The following is a 16759-nucleotide window of genomic DNA, read 5'->3' as shown; positions in this document are numbered from 1 at the left end:
GATGGTAGTGTGGGGTCTCCCCATGTGAGAGTAGGACATCGCCAGGCTTTGATTATAAATTGCGCCTATTGCTTGTGATTTTTGATAGCTGCGATGCTCATGTATTGGCATACATTGTGCGTCTCGCTTCAAAACTCCCTGCGCATAGCTCGCAATTTAATCATCAAAGCGAATATGCGTAAGACTTTGATGAGTAGAAATACGAAGCCCTGACCTAACGGTCGGGGCTTTTTTGTATCTTTAATCTTTGATGAAAAACCAATAAAGCCCTGGCCTGACGGTCAGGGCTTTCTTTTTTTGATCGAGTGTCCCCGCCGGCGCGTATTAATGCCTCGGGAGGTACCATTATGGTAACTGTGTTCTATGACAGCATGTGTCCTTTGTGTGTGAAAGAAATGCGTAAGCTCTCGCGATGGGATGGCGACGATGCGCTGCGATTAGTTGATATTCACCAAGCGGATTTTTCCATTGATTTTCCCAACGTTGATCCCAGCTCGGCGAATCGTATTTTGCATGCACAAGATAATGACGGGCAAATGGTGTATGGTTTAGATGCAACCTATGTAGCGTGGGATGCGGTTGGAAAAGGCGCTTGGGTGAGTTGGTTACGCTGGCCGGTTATTGCGTGGTTTGCAGACAAAGCCTATCTTTTCTTTGCCCAGCACCGTTATCGGATCTCGGCGATTTTGACGGGCCAAGCACGCTGCCAACAATGTCAGATTAAATAAGGAAACCCATGTCACTGAGCGTGTATGAGAAAGAAGCCATCGTTGCGATGGAAAAACGCTACCGTGCGACTTTTGTGAACAGCTTATCAGGATTTAAATCAGCCAACTTGCTGGGCACCAGCGATACAAACCAACAAACCAATTTATGTATTGTGAGCTCTGCGTTTCATCTCGGAGCAAACCCTGCGTTAATGGGGGTGATAATCCGCCCTGATACTGTGCCGCGTGATACGTTGGAAAACATTAGAGCGACGGGTTTTTATACACTTAATCACGTACAAAAAGAGATGATTGTGGCGGCTCATCAAACGTCAGCGCGTTACCCTCACGATATCTCTGAATTTGATCAGGTTGGTTTGACGCCTTTATGGCGTGAAAAGTTTGGTGCGCCTTTTGTACAAGAAGCCGCGATCCGCCTTGGTCTTGTTCTCCGTGAAGAGCATACGATGGCGATCAATGGTACTCACTTGTTAGTGGGGGAAATAATCGAAGCGCACGTGCCAGACAGTTGTGTCAGTGAGGATGGTTTTGTCGACATTGAGCAAGCAGGCACCGTTGCCTTGAGCGGATTAGATTGCTACCACACCGCCAGCCGTGTTGGCCGTCTGAGTTATGCTAAACCTGACTGCCAGCCAGAGTGGCTTGATTAGCGGGTACGAGCCATATAATAGGCATTAACAAACTCGCCGTTACGGAACGCAAACTGTTTGGCGGTGCCTTCAATTTCAAAGCCAAATTTTTGATAGAGATGGATAGCCGCTGGATTGTCGGTGTACACGGTTAGCTCTATCCGTGTCACATTCAGCCAGTTTTCGGCTAAGTCGATGGCCTTTTCCATCAGCGCTCTACCAATGCCACGACCTTGATAGGCATCATGAACGCCCATGCCAATATCTGCAACGTGGCGACGGCGAGGATTCGCGGCAATGACTAAGCCGAGGTTACCGACCACTTTTCCCTCTAGTTCGGCAACCAATGGGTATACGCCATCAGGTACCTGATTAAGTCGCTTTTCCCACATGGCAAGGCTCGGCATCGGCAATTGCAAGGTGCCCGCTTGGGTTTTGGGTTGCGCATAGATATCACGTATCGCCGGAATGTCATCGGCGTGGTATTGACGAATAATCAGAGACATAACACATCCTTATGGTGAGCTTGCCTTTCTAATAAGCCATGGAATTAAAAATAAATCAACAGCTTATATTGAATGGGTTACTGATTATTCACTCTAAATGTAGATCCAGCGGCGTTTTACTTGCTCGGCCACCGGTTTCCCGAGTCAGTCGAGGGACTAAATAGCCGGAGAGCTGCTCGATAATCTCCTGCATTAAGGCGCGCGCTTCATCGTCTGAGACTAAAAAGTGAGCGGCGCCTTGGACTTTATCCAATACATGCAGGTAGTAAGGTAAAACGCCGGCATCAAATAGTCGTTGACTCAGTGCCACCAACGCATCCGCACTGTCATTCACCCCTTTTAGCAGCACGCTTTGATTGAGCAGCGTAATTCCCGCTTGTCGCAATGTGTGGAGCTTATCGCTTAACTCGGTATCTATCTCATTGGCATGATTGATGTGAGTAACCATCACTACTTGCAGGCGTGAGCGAGACAAACGTTCAGTAAGCGCCGAGGTGATACGCGCTGGGATCACCACCGGCAGACGAGAGTGAATGCGTAGCCGTTTCACATGATTCATCGGCTCAATGGCGCTGATAAGCCAATCGAGCTCCTCATCTTTGGCCATCAGGGGATCGCCGCCGGATAAGATCACTTCGTCAATTTCATGATGTGCAGCGATATAATCCAATGCACCTTGCCATACGCGTTTGCTGCCCTTGTTGTCCTGATAAGGAAAATGGCGACGGAAGCAATAGCGGCAATTTATCGCGCAGCCTCCTTTAACGATCAGTAATACGCGGTTGTGGTATTTATGCAATAACCCAGGAATCGCATTATCTTGCTCTTCAAGCGGATCAGCGCTGAAGCCATCTACCTCATTAAACTCCTGCGCGATAGGTAACACTTGCTTAAGCAGCGGGTCGTTCGGATTGCCTTTTTCCATTCGGGCAACAAAACTGCGAGGAACGCGTTGTGAAAACAAGCGGCGCGCGGCAAAACCGGACGTCCATTCCTCAGGTGAAATTTCAAGCAGTTGCAGCAATTCACTGGGATCTGTGATCGCCTCTGCGAGTTCTTTGATCCAGTTTCGCTCAACAGCAGGCTGGATTCGGGTTATGATGTGCGACATTTGTGAAAACTCGAAGATGTTAAGAGGATCAAGATGGCGTCTTTCAGCACCAATGAATTCCGCGGCGGCATGAAAATTATGCTCGATAATGAGCCGTGTGTCATTACCGAAAATGAATTTGTGAAACCAGGTAAAGGCCAAGCCTTTAACCGGGTCAAACTGCGCAAGCTGATCTCTGGCAAAGTCTTGGAAAAGACTTTTAAATCCGGTGATACAGTTGAAGCGGCCGATGTGATTGAAGTGGATATGGATTACCTTTATACCGACGGTGAATTCTTCCACTTTATGAACAACGAAACCTTTGAACAAATTGCGGCCAATGAAAGTGCCGTCGGTGAGAATGTTAAATGGTTGGTTGAAAACAACAGCTGTACGCTTACCCTTTGGAATGGCGATCCGATTGTGGTCACACCGCCTAATTTCGTTGAACTAGAAGTGACGGAAACGGATCCTGGCCTAAAAGGGGATACCCAAGGCACAGGCGGTAAGCCGGCAACATTAACCACAGGTGCGGTTGTACGAGTGCCTTTATTTATTCAAATCGGTGAAGTACTCAAAGTCGATACGCGCTCTGGCGAGTATGTTGGACGCGTAAAATAATGACCGACAATAAAAAGCCCTGAGTGTGATTCACCAGGGCTTTTTGTTTTATTGCGTTTAGCACACGCTAGATCATCAATACTAAAAGCGCGGCGACGACACTGACCGTAAATGCAATCGCATAACAGACAACTTTGCCTGCCAAGCCGATATGCAGCTTAAGGTCGTGCAGGCCATGGTGAATGCGGTGCATCGCATGCCACATGGGTAGTGCTAAGGTGGCGAGGATAAGTAACTTGCCCAGCCAATGTTCGGCAAACATCATGACACGGTCATAGCTGAGTGCGCTGGGATCAATAATACCAAGCGGCACTAAGATCCCTAAAATCAGCACGGTAATAGGGGTGAACATGGCGAACCAAGTCCCCCCAGCACCAAATAAACTCCACCAAATTGGCTCATCGGAACGTTTTGGTTTGGGATCGATCATAACACCTCCTAAATGAGCACCAAGGCGATCAGTGATACTACAGCCACAGCGCCCCATTGTGCGCCAATCACCCATTTACTATCCAATAGCTTCCCTTTGATTCGAATTGGCATGACTTGTGGCATCATGCTGAAAAACGTCGTGGCGTGGAACAAGCTGGCGATTAACGCGACCAGATTGAGTAACACCACAACTGGATGGGCCATATAGTCAAGCCATCCCTGCCAAGCCTGTGGGCCTTGTACCAAGCAAATTAATCCCGCGGTTAGGCTGAGAGTAAAGAAGACTAAAGGCAGCACAGTTGCTTCTCGTAGCATGTAGAAGCGATAAAACGGGTGGTGCAGCCACCAAGTACGAGGCATAGGCCGTACATAAGGTTTACGGTTACTCATCCTGTTACCTCCTTCCCTTCTTTATTGGGATTAAACATGGCGATCACCATATCTTGCGTGGAGGCCACTTTTCCTTGGTTAACCGCACCAGCAGGATCGACCCCTTTAGGGCACACTTGTGAGCAATAGCCAACAAACGTACACCCCCAGGCGCCGTTATCACTATTAATCAGTGGCATACGCTCGTGTTGACCACCGTCGCGACTGTCCAGGTTATAACGATGCGCAAGTGTAATGGCGGCGGGACCTAAAAAGTCAGGGTTGAGGCCAAATTGCGGACACGCCGCGTAACAAAGACCGCAATTAATACAGGCTGCGAACTGCTTGTAGCGCGCCATTTGTTCAGGCGTTTGCGTATTAGGCCCGTCTTCGGGGCGGCGGTCATTACCTAAAATATACGGTTTGATCGCTTCAAGACGTTCAATAAATGGTGTCATATCCACCACCAGATCTTTTTCGATCGCAAAGTTAGCCAAAGGCTCAATCAGTACCCCTTTGGGGTAATCACGTAAAAACGCTTTACAGGCTAGCTTTGGCACGCCATCAACCATCATGCCACACGAGCCACAAATGGCCATGCGACAAGACCAGCGATAAGACAGTGACTTATCCAGGTTATCCTTGATATAACCCAGCGCATCCAGAACCGACATGGTTTCGTCACCGGTGACCACGAAGTCTTGCGTGTAGGGGGCCTCATCCGTTGCGGGATCATACCTGAGCACTGAGACCTGATAGGTAGCTTGCGTCATTTTGCGTGCTCCTCTTGTTGGTCGGCGCTGTCACGATTCGCTTGCTCTGCCGCATCACCATACAGTCGTGCTTGAGGTTGTGACTTGGTTATTTTGACATCGCCATAGTCGATGCGAGGGCCATGCTCTGCTTGATAGAACGCCAAAGTATGCTTGAGATAGTTTTCATCATCACGGCTGGTGCAGCCTTCATCAAGACGTTGGTGTGCGCCGCGTGACTCTTTACGCTGTATCGCGGAATGTGCCATGGCTTCGGCGACTTCTAGGCCATAGCCTACTTCAATGGCGTACAGCAGGTCGGTATTAAACACACTGCCTTTATCTTGAATGCTGATATTTTGGTAGCGAGCTTTCAGTTCGGCAATTTTATCAATCGTGGCCTGCATTAAGTCTTCTCGACGATAAATACCACAACCCGCTTCCATGGTTTCACCGAGCTCGCGACGAATATCCGCCCAGTTTTCTTCTCCTTGATTAGAGAGCAACTGATCAATGTGCGCTTTCACGTCTTGAATTTGAGCGTCGATGGCCGCTTGGTTCCAATCTGTGAAACTGCTAGCACGCTTGGCAGCGCCCTCACCGGCTAAACGACCGAAGACAGCAAGCTCGGCGAGCGAGTTTGAACCAAGACGATTGGCGCCGTGTAAGCCAACAGAAGAGCACTCACCGACTGCAAATAGGCCTTTAACACGTGTTTCCGTTTGCGCGTCGGTTTCGATCCCTCCCATGGTGTAATGCACCGTTGGGCGGATAGGGATCGGCTCTTTGGCTGGGTCAACATTGACATAGGCTTTCGCCAGCTCACAGATAAAGGGTAGGCGCTCTTGAATATAGTCTTCACCCAGGTGGCGCAAGTCGAGATGCACCACATCACCGAGTGTGTGCTTGATGGTGTTGCCTTTTTGTTGCTCGTGCCAAAAAGCCTGAGAGACTTTATCGCGCGGGCCAAGCTCCATGTATTTATTCTTCGGTTGACCGACCGGCGTTTCTGGGCCCATACCGTAATCTTGCAAGTAACGATAACCGTCTTTGTTGACAATAATGCCGCCTTCACCTCGGCAGCCTTCGGTCATTAAGATACCTGTCCCCGGCAATCCGGTTGGATGATATTGTACGAATTCCATATCGCGTAGTGGAATCCCGTGACGATACGCCATGGCCATGCCATCACCGGTGACAATGCCACCATTGGTGTTACAGCTATATACTCGGCCGGCCCCCCCGGTTGCCAATACGACCGACTTGGCTTTGATACAGACCAGCTCGCCTTCTGCCATGTGTAAGGCAATCAACCCCTGTACCTGCCCCTCATCGATAATCAAATCGACAACAAAATATTCGTCTAGGCGCTGGATTTGTGGGTATTTGACCGAGGTTTGGAATAAAGTATGCAGCATGTGAAAGCCGGTTTTATCGGCAGCGAACCACGTCCGCTCCACTTTCATACCGCCGAATCGACGCACATTAATGCTGCCGTCGTCTTTACGGCTCCAAGGGCACCCCCATTGCTCCAATTGCACCATTTCATGGGCGCAATTTTTAACAAAGTAGTCGACAACGTCTTGCTCACATAACCAATCGCCGCCGCTGACGGTATCATTAAAATGATTGTCTAAGCTGTCCTCGTCCTTGATGACGGCCGCTGAGCCACCTTCCGCCGCCACAGTGTGTGAGCGCATCGGGTAGACCTTAGACACCAATGCAATATTAAGAGAGGGATCGGCCTCTGCAGCCGCAATAGCGGTGCGCAGTCCAGCGCCACCGGCGCCGATAACTGCAATATCTGTAGTGAGAGTCCGCACGTTCATCCTCCAGTGTTATAGGGAAAGCCAGTGCTTGGCTTGTTTATTGTTGTGCTGTCATAGTAGGCAATCTCGTCTGCGTAAAAATTGACTCAGTCGGGGAATTACCGCGATTTTGCGGGCATGGGTGTTAAATTGCATAAAAGTGTGAGATGAATCGGTAAGTGTGCGATGGCGTTGAAAAAACGCGCAAGACTTGCAATAGAAATGCGCCATGTGACACGCCAATATTGCGTAACAAGCAAGCAGGAAGGCGCTTGTTATTTTGCTTGCTGGCGATAGACTGGCGCCATGGTGCGAACAGAGAATTTTTTATGACCTTAACCACGCAATGGCAACCAACCGCGTCGCTAGAGCAACTAAAAAAGCGAGCCGATATCATGGCACGCCTTCGGCAATTTTTTGCTGACCGTGGCGTATGGGAAGTGGATACGCCAGCACTTAGCCAAGCGGCGGTCACCGATGTGCACCTACATAGCTTTAAAACGTCTTTGGTTGGGCCAGGTTTCGCTGACGGCGTGTCGTTGCACTTAATGACCAGCCCTGAGTTTCATATGAAGCGCTTACTGGCCGCGGGGAGCGGGCCGATTTACCAAATCAGTAAAGCGTTTCGTAACGAAGAAGCTGGCCGTTACCACAATCCGGAATTTACCATGCTCGAATGGTATCGCCCTGGTTTTGATCACCACCAGTTGATGGATGAAATGGATGCGCTGTTGCAAGTGGTACTCAGGTGCCAAGGTGCGACGCGAATGAGCTATCAAGCGGCTTTTCAATCATGCACTGGACTTTGTCCATTACGCGCGGATATTGATCAGCTGCGCGCACTTGCGGCCACCCAGGGATTGGCCGATATCACCCAAGATGAGACAGATAAAGATACCTTGTTGCAACTGCTTTTCTCGGTGATGGTGGAGCCCAATATTGGCTTACAGGCGCCTGTTTTTGTTTATGACTTTCCTGCATCACAAGCCGCGCTGGCAAAAATCAGCGAAGCAGACGCGCGCGTCGCACATCGGTTTGAGGTGTATTACCAAGGGATTGAGCTGGCAAATGGTTTTTATGAGTTGCAAGACGCTTGCGAACAGCGTCGGCGGTTTGAGGCTGATAACCAAGCGCGGATTGCACGAGGGTTAGCGCCACAACCTATCGATACGCACTTGCTCGCCGCATTAGAGGCAGGCTTACCCGATTGTGCGGGCGTGGCGCTGGGTGTTGACCGCTTAGTCATGCTGGCTTTGGGGTGTGACCATATTAATGCGGTGACCGCGTTTCCTGTTTCGCGCGCTTAACAAGGCCGCACCGATAAAAACGCCGCTCGAAGGCGGCGTTTAGGGCAGGCACCGGTTTAGACTTTAAATTTAGATAAGTCTTGATGCATGTCTTGAGCCGCCTGCGCCATGCTGTCACCTTGGTCGCCTGTGGCGCTCGCTTGTTGATGGATCTCGTAGGAGAGATCTTTTACCGCTTGGGTATTGCGATTAATATCGTCGGTGACCGCGCGCTGCTCTTCTGCGGCGCTGGCAATTTGAATCGCCATTTCTGAAATCCGCCCAATCGCAGTGGTGATTTGGTTGAGACGCTCACTCGCAGCTTCAGCACGATCAACGCTTGATGTCGCCATCTCATTACTTTGGGTCATATCATCCACGGCCCGTTGCGTCGTGTGTTGCAGGGTCTCAATCATATTGCGAATTTCTTCGGTGGAGTCGTGTGTCCGTTGGCTTAATACCCGTACTTCATCGGCGACTACCGCAAAGCCGCGCCCTTGTTCACCCGCGCGTGCCGCTTCTATCGCCGCATTCAATGCCAACAGGTTGGTTTGTTCCGCCACCCCTTGTATGGTCGCAATAATTTGGTTAATGCTCTGCGCGTTCTCATCCAGTTCACGGATCACATTGGTGGCGCGCTCGACTTGCTGAGCCAATTGAGTGATGGCGTCGCGGTTGTCACCCACCACACTTAACCCTTCTTGGCATGATTGCTCCGCTTGTTGCGCCGATGTGGCGGTATCCTCGGCATGACTGGCCACTTCGTTGGCGGTGGTTGACATCTCATGGATCGCGGTAGCAATTTGGTCGACATCGTTTTGCTGCTTGTCGACTAATTGACTCGATTGTAACGCATGGGTTCGGCATTCCTCGGCGCTTTGCGACAATGTCATGCTTTGATTGACCGCTTTACCAACCATTTGCTGAAGTTGTGCAAGGAAGGCGTTAACGTACTCGGCCAATTCACCAATTTCATCGCGACGGGCTATGTTGATCCTTTGGGTCAGATCACCTTCACCGGCAGAGAGCGTCCGCACCGCCGCGGTTAATTCACCCAACGGCTTGAGTAATTGTTTAATCAGGGCCCCGGCGATAAAGGCAATCACGACAAAAAGAATGACTGAGGCGATCAGCACAAAAGTAATTTGCTCTGATACGGAGGCGTAAGCTTGCGCTTTATCTTCGACAATACCCAGCGTCCAATCGGTATTGGGGACGGTTATTGCAGCAAGCAGTTTTTCTTTGCCGTTGAGCTCAAAGGTGGTGAGTTGGCGTTGCGCACTGGCATTGGCCATAAAGTTGCGAGTCAGCTCGTCATCCAGATCGGTGAGCGGTTGGCGACTTAAGTCTGTATCACGATACGCGACGATGCGATTTTCACCGTCGACCAAAAAGGCAAAGCCATTACTGAGCTTCAAATTGAGTACCTGCTCGACGATATCAGTCACGGTGACATCGGCGGCGATCACACCTTGGTATTGGCCATTAAAGGCCTTGGCTAAACTGACCACTAGGCTACCGTCAAAATCCTGATAGGGCTCAGTAATAATAAGTTCATTGACTCCACTCGCACTCTGGTACCAAGGCCGTGTGCGCGGATCGTAATCCGCTGGCCAGTCTTCACTTTTATCACCATAAGCAATGCGTCCATCGCTAAACCCAGCATAAACGGATAAAAAGTGCCCCGCACGCTTCGTCACTAGCAGTTCACGATCGACATTGGCGTTATTTGCAATCAGTGTCTCATTAGCCAGAAGCATATCGGCACGCGTACTTAACCAGCTATCAATGAACTGGGTGGTGGCATCACCGACATCATGCATTTGTTTGGTAATGCTGGTGGTGGTTTCAGTTTGGAGCTGACGCACAGAAATGCTGGCAAGCACCGCACTGACCAGCGCGACGATAAAGGCAATAGCCACAATGATTTTCAGCTTAATTGTCGGCTTGGGCATAGACACATTTCCATCTCATTAAAAAATATCTTTGAGTGTATACGCAAGGCTTACAGCAAAGTTAGATCAATGAGGCAAATCGCGTTGATAAGTGAGGATAAGGAATCGTTGAACGCAGAATTTGTGATCTTTCTGCCAATAGAGAGGCTGCCTACTGGTATAGGCAGCCTGGTTGCATCGCCGTGTTCATATCGTTGACGCGTTAGACTTTAAATTTAGACAAGTCACTGTGCATCGCCTGCGCGTCTTGCGCCATTTGCTCGCCTTGTTCCCCTGTTTCATTCGATTTTTGATGAAGCTCCAGTGATAAATCGCGCACCGCTTGGGTATTGCGATTGATATCTTCAGTGACGGCACGTTGCTCTTCAGCCGCGCTGGCAATTTGTGCCGCCATTTCGGAGATATCGCCAATCGCGCGTGTGATTTGATTGAGTTTATCACTGGCTGAGGCGGCGCGATCGACACTGGAGGTTGCCATTTCGTTACTTTGGGTCATGCCATCCACCGCACGTTGTGTCGTGTTCTGCAGCGTTTCTATCATATTGCGGATTTCTTCGGTGGAGTCGTGCGTGCGTTGACTCAGTACACGTACCTCGTCAGCGACCACCGCAAACCCTCGGCCTTGCTCACCAGCACGCGCAGCCTCGATCGCGGCGTTAAGCGCCAGTAGGTTCGTTTGCTCGGCAATCCCTTGGATGGTGGAAATGATTTGATTAATGCTTTGCGAATTTGTGTCTAGCTCTCTAATCACATTGGTGGCTTGTTCGACCTGTTCTGCCAACTGTGTGATCGCGTCACGGTTACTTTCCACGACCTCTAAGCCATCTCGGCATGAACTTTCTGCTTCTTGGGCTGAACGAGCGGTTTGTTCGGCATTGCTGGCCACTTCATTGGCAGTGGCTGACATTTGGTGAATGGCGGTCGCGATTTGATCGACATCACCTTGCTGTTGTCCGACCAAACCGGTCGACTGATGCGCAAGATTTCGACATTGGTCCGCGCGTTCAGACAATCCCACACTTTGGGTGACGCTTCGACCAATCATGGCTTGCAATTGCGCTAAAAACGCATTGACGTGTCCGGCTAACTCACCGATTTCATCGTGGCGCACAATATCAAGACGCTGAGTAAGATCGCCATTGCCTTGCGATAAGGAACTTACTGCGTGCGTCAGCTGAGTCAGCGGGGCCAGCATACGGTGAATGAGGAAGCCGGCAATAAAAGCGATAACGACAAACAAAATCACCGACGTGACCAACGTGGAGACTATTTGCTCGGAAACGGAGGCAAACGCCAGTTGTTTGTCTTGAACCACCCCTAGACTCCAGTTAGCGCCTTCCACTTTTGTGACCGCAATGAGTTTTTCGCGGCCATCGACATCGAACGTCACGGTGCCCAGTGCTTGGCTGTTTCGTGCATTTTGGATGAAGGCTGGTGTGAGCTCATCGTCGACCTGCGTTAAAGCTTTTCCACTCAGCGCGGTATCGCGATAGGCGACCACCTTATTGTTACTATCAACCAAAAACGCGAAGCCTTCGTTGGGTAGGCGTACGTTAAGCACCTCTTTGACAATGGCGTCGACAGATAAGTCAGCAGCAATAACCCCTTCGAACTGTTGATTAAATGCTTTAGCAAAGCTGATGACCATGCCAGCGCCATTGGCATCGACATAAGGAGGCGTAATAATTAAATCGTTTGCCGCATTGGCTTGCTTATACCAAGGACGTGAACGAGGGTCATAGTCGGTTGGCCAGCTTTCGGTTTTATCACCATAGGCGATGGTTCCATCAGCAAAGCCGGCATAGACGGTAAGAAAATCACCCTGGCGTTTGGTCAGTAATAATTCGCGATCAACATTCGGTTGGCTAGCAATCAAAGGCACATTCGCGACGAGCATTTTGCTGCGGATGTCGAGCCATTCTTCGATAAAGTTGCTCGTTGATAGCCCCACATCTCTCATTTGAGCGGTGACGCTTTGTTCGGTTTCTGCTTCAAGTTGATTGACTGAAAACCATGCCTGTACTGCACTGACTAAGGCGACGACCAAAGCAACCGCAAGTAATATTTTGGTCTTGATGGTAAATTTCATTAAAGATCCCTCGTACTACCACACTATGACGACACTTTCTTATTGAGTATCTGCTTAATTGTAGAAAGCTTGAGCCTGGGAGGGGATAGAATTTAAAAAAAGTTTTCCTCTCAAGCTCGCTAACGCCTGCATCACTCGTGTTATCCCATTTTTAACCAATAAAAAATAGACACTTATGTAAAATGGAAACGACTTATCGGTTTTTTGTCTCATCGATGAAACGCCTGTCAGGTTAATAAGACAACCCCGCCATAAACCAGCATCAAACCACTAACCCCGAGAATAAGGCCGACTTTGACCAGATCTTGACTACTGATAAACCCCGTGGAGTAAGCGAGCGAGTTGGGAGGGGTCGATACCGGTAAAATCATGCCGAGAGAGGCGGAAAAAGCGACAACAATGAGCAAGCCTTGCATGCCGCCAATGCTTGCTAACGCTGGCATGGAAGAGGCAATCGCCGCCGCAATCGGCATTAACAAGTTTGCGGTCGCTGTATTGGACATAAAATTAGCCATCAGCCAGCAAATCACCGATAAGGTAATTAAAACGGTCATGGCAGTGAGCAAGCTGTAATCCACTGCATGGGCGAGGGCTGCGGCGAGACCGGTTTGATCCAGTGCGATCCCCATTGCAATCCCGCCGGCGACCAGCCAAAGCACATCCCAGTTAATTTGCTTAAGCTCTGGCTTACCAATGATCCCTGTCAGGGTAAAAATAGCCAGAGGGATCACCGCGACGACATACGTATTCATGCCATGAGCGCCTGTGGTGAGCCACAGAACAATGGTCAGCGCAAAGGTAATATAGACGGTATAGGCTTGCCAGCTTTGTAAAAAACGGCCTTCTAACGCAAGCTCCACTCGAGTGTGTTGACTGCGAAAGAGGCGTTGTAACAGCCACCAAGCAAAACTGAGTTGGACGATCACGAAGGGGAGCCCCATCTTCATCCAGTCTAAAAAGGAGACTTGATATTCGCCGGTTAAATACTGTAGCGCGATCGCGTTTGGCGGTGTGCCGATAGGGGTAGCGATTCCTCCGGTATTCGCGGCGACCGGAATGCAAAGCACCATCGCTTTAATTAACGGATCGCCTTTGGGTAGCACACTGATAATGGGCGCTAATAGGGCCAACATCATGACAGTTGTCGCGGTATTGGACATAAACATTGAAAATACCGCCGTGATCAACATCAGCCCCAGCATAATGAACTTGGGGTGTTGGCCGAAAGGTTTGAGTAACACGCGGGCAAGGTTAATGTCGAGCTGATATTTAGACGCCGCGATAGCCAACGAAAACCCACCCATAAACAGGATGATAATAGGCGATGAAAACGCACTTAATATATCGGTGTAAGGAATTAACTCGCCACGCGGATGATGAGGCGTTATGCCACGAAACCAGTGCAAGCCTTTGTCTGAAATCATGATCAGTTGCAGGGTGATGATGAGCAAGGACGTAGAAAAAACGGGAACGGGCTCAAGCACCCACAATAACGCGGCCATTAAAAAGATGGCTAATAAGCGGTGCTGAATAATCGTAAGATCGGCAATAGGCAACCAATCGGTGGGGATGAGCAGTAATAATAAGGGGAAGCCGAGTGCGACAAGTAGCTTGATAAAACGAGCATTAACCACAAATACGCTCCTTCGTCATTGGTGGGCGACCGCGTCATGCCTTACAGTTGGATTGGCAAGCGCTTTATTGCTAACAGAATACCTCCAATAATACGGACCTTGCCTGTTGATTAACGGGAAAAATCTCCGAATTTCGACACAAAAAAGGGGCATAAATGCCCCTTATCTCACAATTTTTTCGATTACGCCTGCCGATGCGCGTAGGGCTGCCCCATTTGCGTAGGTGCGCCAGGGGTAACTTGGTCGTCGAAGTGCAGGGCACCGTGTGGAAAGAGGTTAATCACGGTTGAGCCCAGCTTGAATCGGCCCATCTCATCACCTTGGACAAAGTGAATCGCTTGCTCGCCCTCGGTCGGGTATTGCCAACGACGAATGCTGCCGCCAGTTGGCGGTGTCACCGTGCCCGCCCACGTGGTTTCAATGCTACCGACAATGGTCGCACCCACTAAAATTTGCGCCATGGGGCCGAAATCTGTTTCAAAGAGACAGACAACACGCTCATTGCGCGCGAACAGGTTGGGAACGTTTTCTGCTGTTACCGGGTTGACTGAAAAGAGATCGCCAGGAATATAGATCATCTCGCGCAGTACCCCGTCACATGGCATATGGACGCGGTGATAATCACGCGGTGAGAGATATAAGGTGGCGAACTCTCCCTCATCAAATTGGCTAGCGAGTGCTGCATCGCCGCCGATTAATTCGGTTAATGAAAAGTAGTGGCCTTTGGCTTGGATTAATTGCCCCTGCTCGATGCGTCCCGCTTGACTGACGCAGGCATCGGCAGGAAAAACCAAGGTATCATTATCGCCTTCGATGGGACGTAACGCAGGTTTTAGCTCACGGACAAAAAAATCATTAAAGGTGCGATAGTAGCCAGGATCACTGACCTTTGCTTCGCCCATGTCGACGTGATACTGCTTAATAAACCACTTAATCACCGAGGTTGTGAACCAGCCGCCTTTTAAGCTAGCCAATTTGCCCATGACTCGGGTAAGAGCGTGTTTCGGCGCAAGGTATTGCAGCCCGACTTTTAAATCGTCTCGCACAGTTTCGTCCTGACAAGTTATTGAATATTAATTACGCTCAATGCGTGCTATGGATTGGCACGCAGTGTAGCGAATCAATACGTGTAGTGACAGCGGCTCACAGTTGCTTATTTCGTGAGAACTGTCGGTTATCTTTTGCTTCTTTCATGCTTTCAATAATGCGGTGGTAGCTGTCAAAGCGTTCGACACTAATATGGCCATCTTCGACCGCCTGACGAAGCAGGCAACCTGGGTCGTCGCCATGTTTGCAGTCGCGGAATTTGCACCCACCTAAATACTCACGAAATTCGACAAACCCATGGGCGATTTGTTCCGGCTCAAGGTGCCATAAACCGAACTCGCGCACGCCAGGCGAGTCAATGAGATCGCCCCCTTGGGCGAAATGATACAAGCGTGCCGCGGTCGTGGTGTGTTGCCCCAGTCCTGAGTTTTCTGATACCTGATGCGTTTGCGCATGCACATCGGGTAATAAGGTATTGACCAGGCTTGATTTACCCACGCCTGATTGCCCCACGAACACACTGACATGTTGATCCAATTGTTCAACCAGTGTCGACATGCCCTCACCAGAATCGGCGCTCACCATCACCAAGGGATAGCCAATATCTCGATAGATATCGAGCAGCGTCTCGACCATCTCTCGGCCGTCATCATCCAGCAGGTCGACTTTATTGACCACAATGAGCGGGGCGATATTGAGTACTTCACACGCAATTAAGTAACGGTCGATAATATTGAGCGACAGCTCGGGTAAAATCGCGGCCACGATCACCACTTGATCGATATTGGCAGCAACGGGTTTAACGCCGTCATAGTAATCTGGCCGTGTCAGAACCGACATGCGATCATGTACCGCTTCAACCACACCGGCAAATCCCTCGAGTGCTTCTTTGCCTGGGCGCCAAATGACGCGATCACCTGTTACCAGACTACTGACGGAACGACGAAGATTGCACCGGTGTATTTTCCCTGTTTGCGGATCTTCAATGTCGGCATGTTGCCCAAATCGCGTGATCACTCGGCCTTCACGAGAAGACTCAAGGGCAGCATCTTCCCATTGGATGTCGTTATCATGCTGTTTGATCCGACGTTGCTGGTTCGATCGAACCCGCCGCAATTGGCCTTTAGTAAGCTTTTTCTTTTTTGCCACGTTGACTCTTATCAGTTAAGTTGGCTTTCATATCAAGCACAGTATGATACATGGTTTACCCATAAAAAAGGCAAGTTCAATGGCGTTCAGTGAAAACAATTTAATCTGGATCGATCTGGAAATGACCGGGCTCGATCCGGACACCCACAAGATCATTGAGATCGCAACGATTGTGACCGATGCACAGCTTAATATCCTGGCAGAAGGGCCGGTATTAGCGATCCATCAGCCGCAAAGCGAACTCGATAAAATGGATGATTGGTGTACGCAAACGCATACCCAGTCTGGTTTGGTTGCGCGTGTGCAACAAAGTCAAGTCAGTGAGCAAGCGGCTATTGAGCAAACGATCGCATTTTTATCTCAATGGGTACCCGCGGGGGCCTCCCCGATTTGTGGTAACAGTGTGGGCCAAGATCGTCGTTTTCTCTATCGTCATATGCCGGTGCTGGAGCGTTATTTTCACTATCGCACGGTGGACGTCAGTACGCTGAAAGAGCTTACGCGCCGTTGGCAGCCCGAAATACTGAATGCGTTTTCTAAAAAAGGCACCCATTTAGCCCTTGACGACATTCGGGAATCAATTGCAGAATTGCAGTTCTATCGCGAAAGGATCCTGACGATCTGATTTTCTTTTCGTCGATCTGTTGCTCTTTTGAGCGATCAA

Annotated in this window: 16 protein-coding genes; 5 read left to right on the top strand and 11 right to left on the bottom strand. The window is 49.8% G+C overall.

The features are described 5' to 3' along the window. Positions 1 to 347 precede the first annotated feature (347 nt). Together HLG76_RS04075 and HLG76_RS04070 are read left to right on the top strand one after the other, a co-directional pair. Positions 348 to 728 (top strand): thiol-disulfide oxidoreductase DCC family protein, encoded by a 381-nt coding sequence (locus HLG76_RS04075; protein ID WP_077645955.1) that lies wholly within the window; start codon positions 348 to 350, stop codon positions 726 to 728. Between the two features lie 8 nt (positions 729 to 736). Then, positions 737 to 1378, top strand: a complete 642-nt coding sequence (locus HLG76_RS04070) for a flavin reductase family protein (RefSeq protein ID WP_175993108.1) — start codon at positions 737 to 739, stop codon at positions 1376 to 1378. On the opposite strand, the gene HLG76_RS04065 is transcribed toward HLG76_RS04070, so the two are convergent. Further along, positions 1375 to 1863 carry a GNAT family N-acetyltransferase gene (locus HLG76_RS04065; protein ID WP_077460029.1) on the bottom strand — a complete coding sequence of 163 codons (489 nt, stop codon included), beginning with the start codon at positions 1861 to 1863 and terminating at the stop codon, positions 1375 to 1377. The two genes, HLG76_RS04070 and HLG76_RS04065, sit on opposite strands and share 4 nt — an antisense overlap. Before the next feature lie 88 nt (positions 1864 to 1951). Beyond that, positions 1952 to 2974, bottom strand: coding sequence for an EF-P beta-lysylation protein EpmB (epmB, locus tag HLG76_RS04060; RefSeq protein WP_175993107.1), 1023 nt, complete (start codon positions 2972 to 2974; stop codon positions 1952 to 1954). A gap of 33 nt (positions 2975 to 3007) precedes the next feature. On the opposite strand from epmB, the gene efp reads away from it, so the two are divergent. Continuing rightward, on the top strand, positions 3008 to 3574 hold the full coding sequence (gene efp, locus HLG76_RS04055; RefSeq protein ID WP_021023462.1) for an elongation factor P: 567 nt from the start codon (positions 3008 to 3010) through the stop codon (positions 3572 to 3574). 67 nt (positions 3575 to 3641) lie between these two features. Here efp and frdD read toward each other — a convergent pair whose 3' ends face one another. The 4 genes from frdD to frdA are packed head-to-tail and all read right to left on the bottom strand — an operon-like array spanning position 3642 to position 6950. Then, positions 3642 to 4004 (bottom strand): fumarate reductase subunit FrdD, encoded by a 363-nt coding sequence (gene frdD, locus HLG76_RS04050; RefSeq protein ID WP_077460027.1) that lies wholly within the window; start codon positions 4002 to 4004, stop codon positions 3642 to 3644. A gap of 8 nt (positions 4005 to 4012) precedes the next feature. Next, positions 4013 to 4396, bottom strand: coding sequence for a fumarate reductase subunit FrdC (gene frdC / locus HLG76_RS04045; protein WP_077460026.1), 384 nt, complete (start codon positions 4394 to 4396; stop codon positions 4013 to 4015). Beyond that, positions 4393 to 5148 carry a succinate dehydrogenase/fumarate reductase iron-sulfur subunit gene (locus HLG76_RS04040; protein ID WP_021023465.1) on the bottom strand — a complete coding sequence of 252 codons (756 nt, stop codon included), beginning with the start codon at positions 5146 to 5148 and terminating at the stop codon, positions 4393 to 4395. The genes frdC and HLG76_RS04040 overlap by 4 nt, the downstream gene beginning before the upstream one ends. Beyond that, entirely contained in the window at positions 5145 to 6950 is a 1806-nt protein-coding gene (frdA, locus tag HLG76_RS04035) for a fumarate reductase (quinol) flavoprotein subunit (RefSeq protein WP_077660568.1), read from the bottom strand. Before frdA ends, HLG76_RS04040 begins: the two co-directional genes overlap by 4 nt. A gap of 314 nt (positions 6951 to 7264) precedes the next feature. Between frdA and epmA the strand changes: the two genes are divergently transcribed. Further along, positions 7265 to 8242 (top strand): elongation factor P--(R)-beta-lysine ligase, encoded by a 978-nt coding sequence (gene epmA / locus HLG76_RS04030; RefSeq protein ID WP_175993106.1) that lies wholly within the window; start codon positions 7265 to 7267, stop codon positions 8240 to 8242. A gap of 56 nt (positions 8243 to 8298) precedes the next feature. Here the strand turns inward: epmA and HLG76_RS04025 are convergent, their stop codons facing one another. The 5 genes from HLG76_RS04025 to rsgA all read right to left on the bottom strand — a co-directional run bounded on the left by HLG76_RS04025 (position 8299) and on the right by rsgA (position 16095). Further along, positions 8299 to 10176, bottom strand: coding sequence for a methyl-accepting chemotaxis protein (locus HLG76_RS04025; protein WP_077460024.1), 1878 nt, complete (start codon positions 10174 to 10176; stop codon positions 8299 to 8301). Between the two features lie 202 nt (positions 10177 to 10378). Beyond that, positions 10379 to 12265 (bottom strand): methyl-accepting chemotaxis protein, encoded by a 1887-nt coding sequence (locus HLG76_RS04020; RefSeq protein WP_175993105.1) that lies wholly within the window; start codon positions 12263 to 12265, stop codon positions 10379 to 10381. Between the two features lie 227 nt (positions 12266 to 12492). Beyond that, positions 12493 to 13899 (bottom strand): DASS family sodium-coupled anion symporter, encoded by a 1407-nt coding sequence (locus HLG76_RS04015; RefSeq protein WP_077660561.1) that lies wholly within the window; start codon positions 13897 to 13899, stop codon positions 12493 to 12495. 182 nt (positions 13900 to 14081) lie between these two features. Continuing rightward, entirely contained in the window at positions 14082 to 14945 is an 864-nt protein-coding gene (gene asd, locus HLG76_RS04010; protein ID WP_175993104.1) for an archaetidylserine decarboxylase, read from the bottom strand. Between the two features lie 97 nt (positions 14946 to 15042). Then, the gene (gene rsgA, locus HLG76_RS04005) at positions 15043 to 16095 is read right to left on the bottom strand and encodes a small ribosomal subunit biogenesis GTPase RsgA (protein WP_077460021.1); all 1053 of its coding nucleotides are present in this window, start codon (positions 16093 to 16095) and stop codon (positions 15043 to 15045) included. 79 nt (positions 16096 to 16174) lie between these two features. Here rsgA and orn point away from each other — a divergent pair, with 79 nt between their 5' ends. Then, positions 16175 to 16720, top strand: coding sequence for an oligoribonuclease (gene orn, locus HLG76_RS04000; RefSeq protein ID WP_077460020.1), 546 nt, complete (start codon positions 16175 to 16177; stop codon positions 16718 to 16720). Positions 16721 to 16759: the final 39 nt, after the last annotated feature.

It is taken from the genome of Salinivibrio sp. EAGSL (genome assembly GCF_013366455.1).
Taxonomy (GTDB): Bacteria; Pseudomonadota; Gammaproteobacteria; order Enterobacterales; family Vibrionaceae; genus Salinivibrio; species Salinivibrio costicola.
This window is presented reverse-complemented; position numbering and strand designations above follow the sequence as displayed.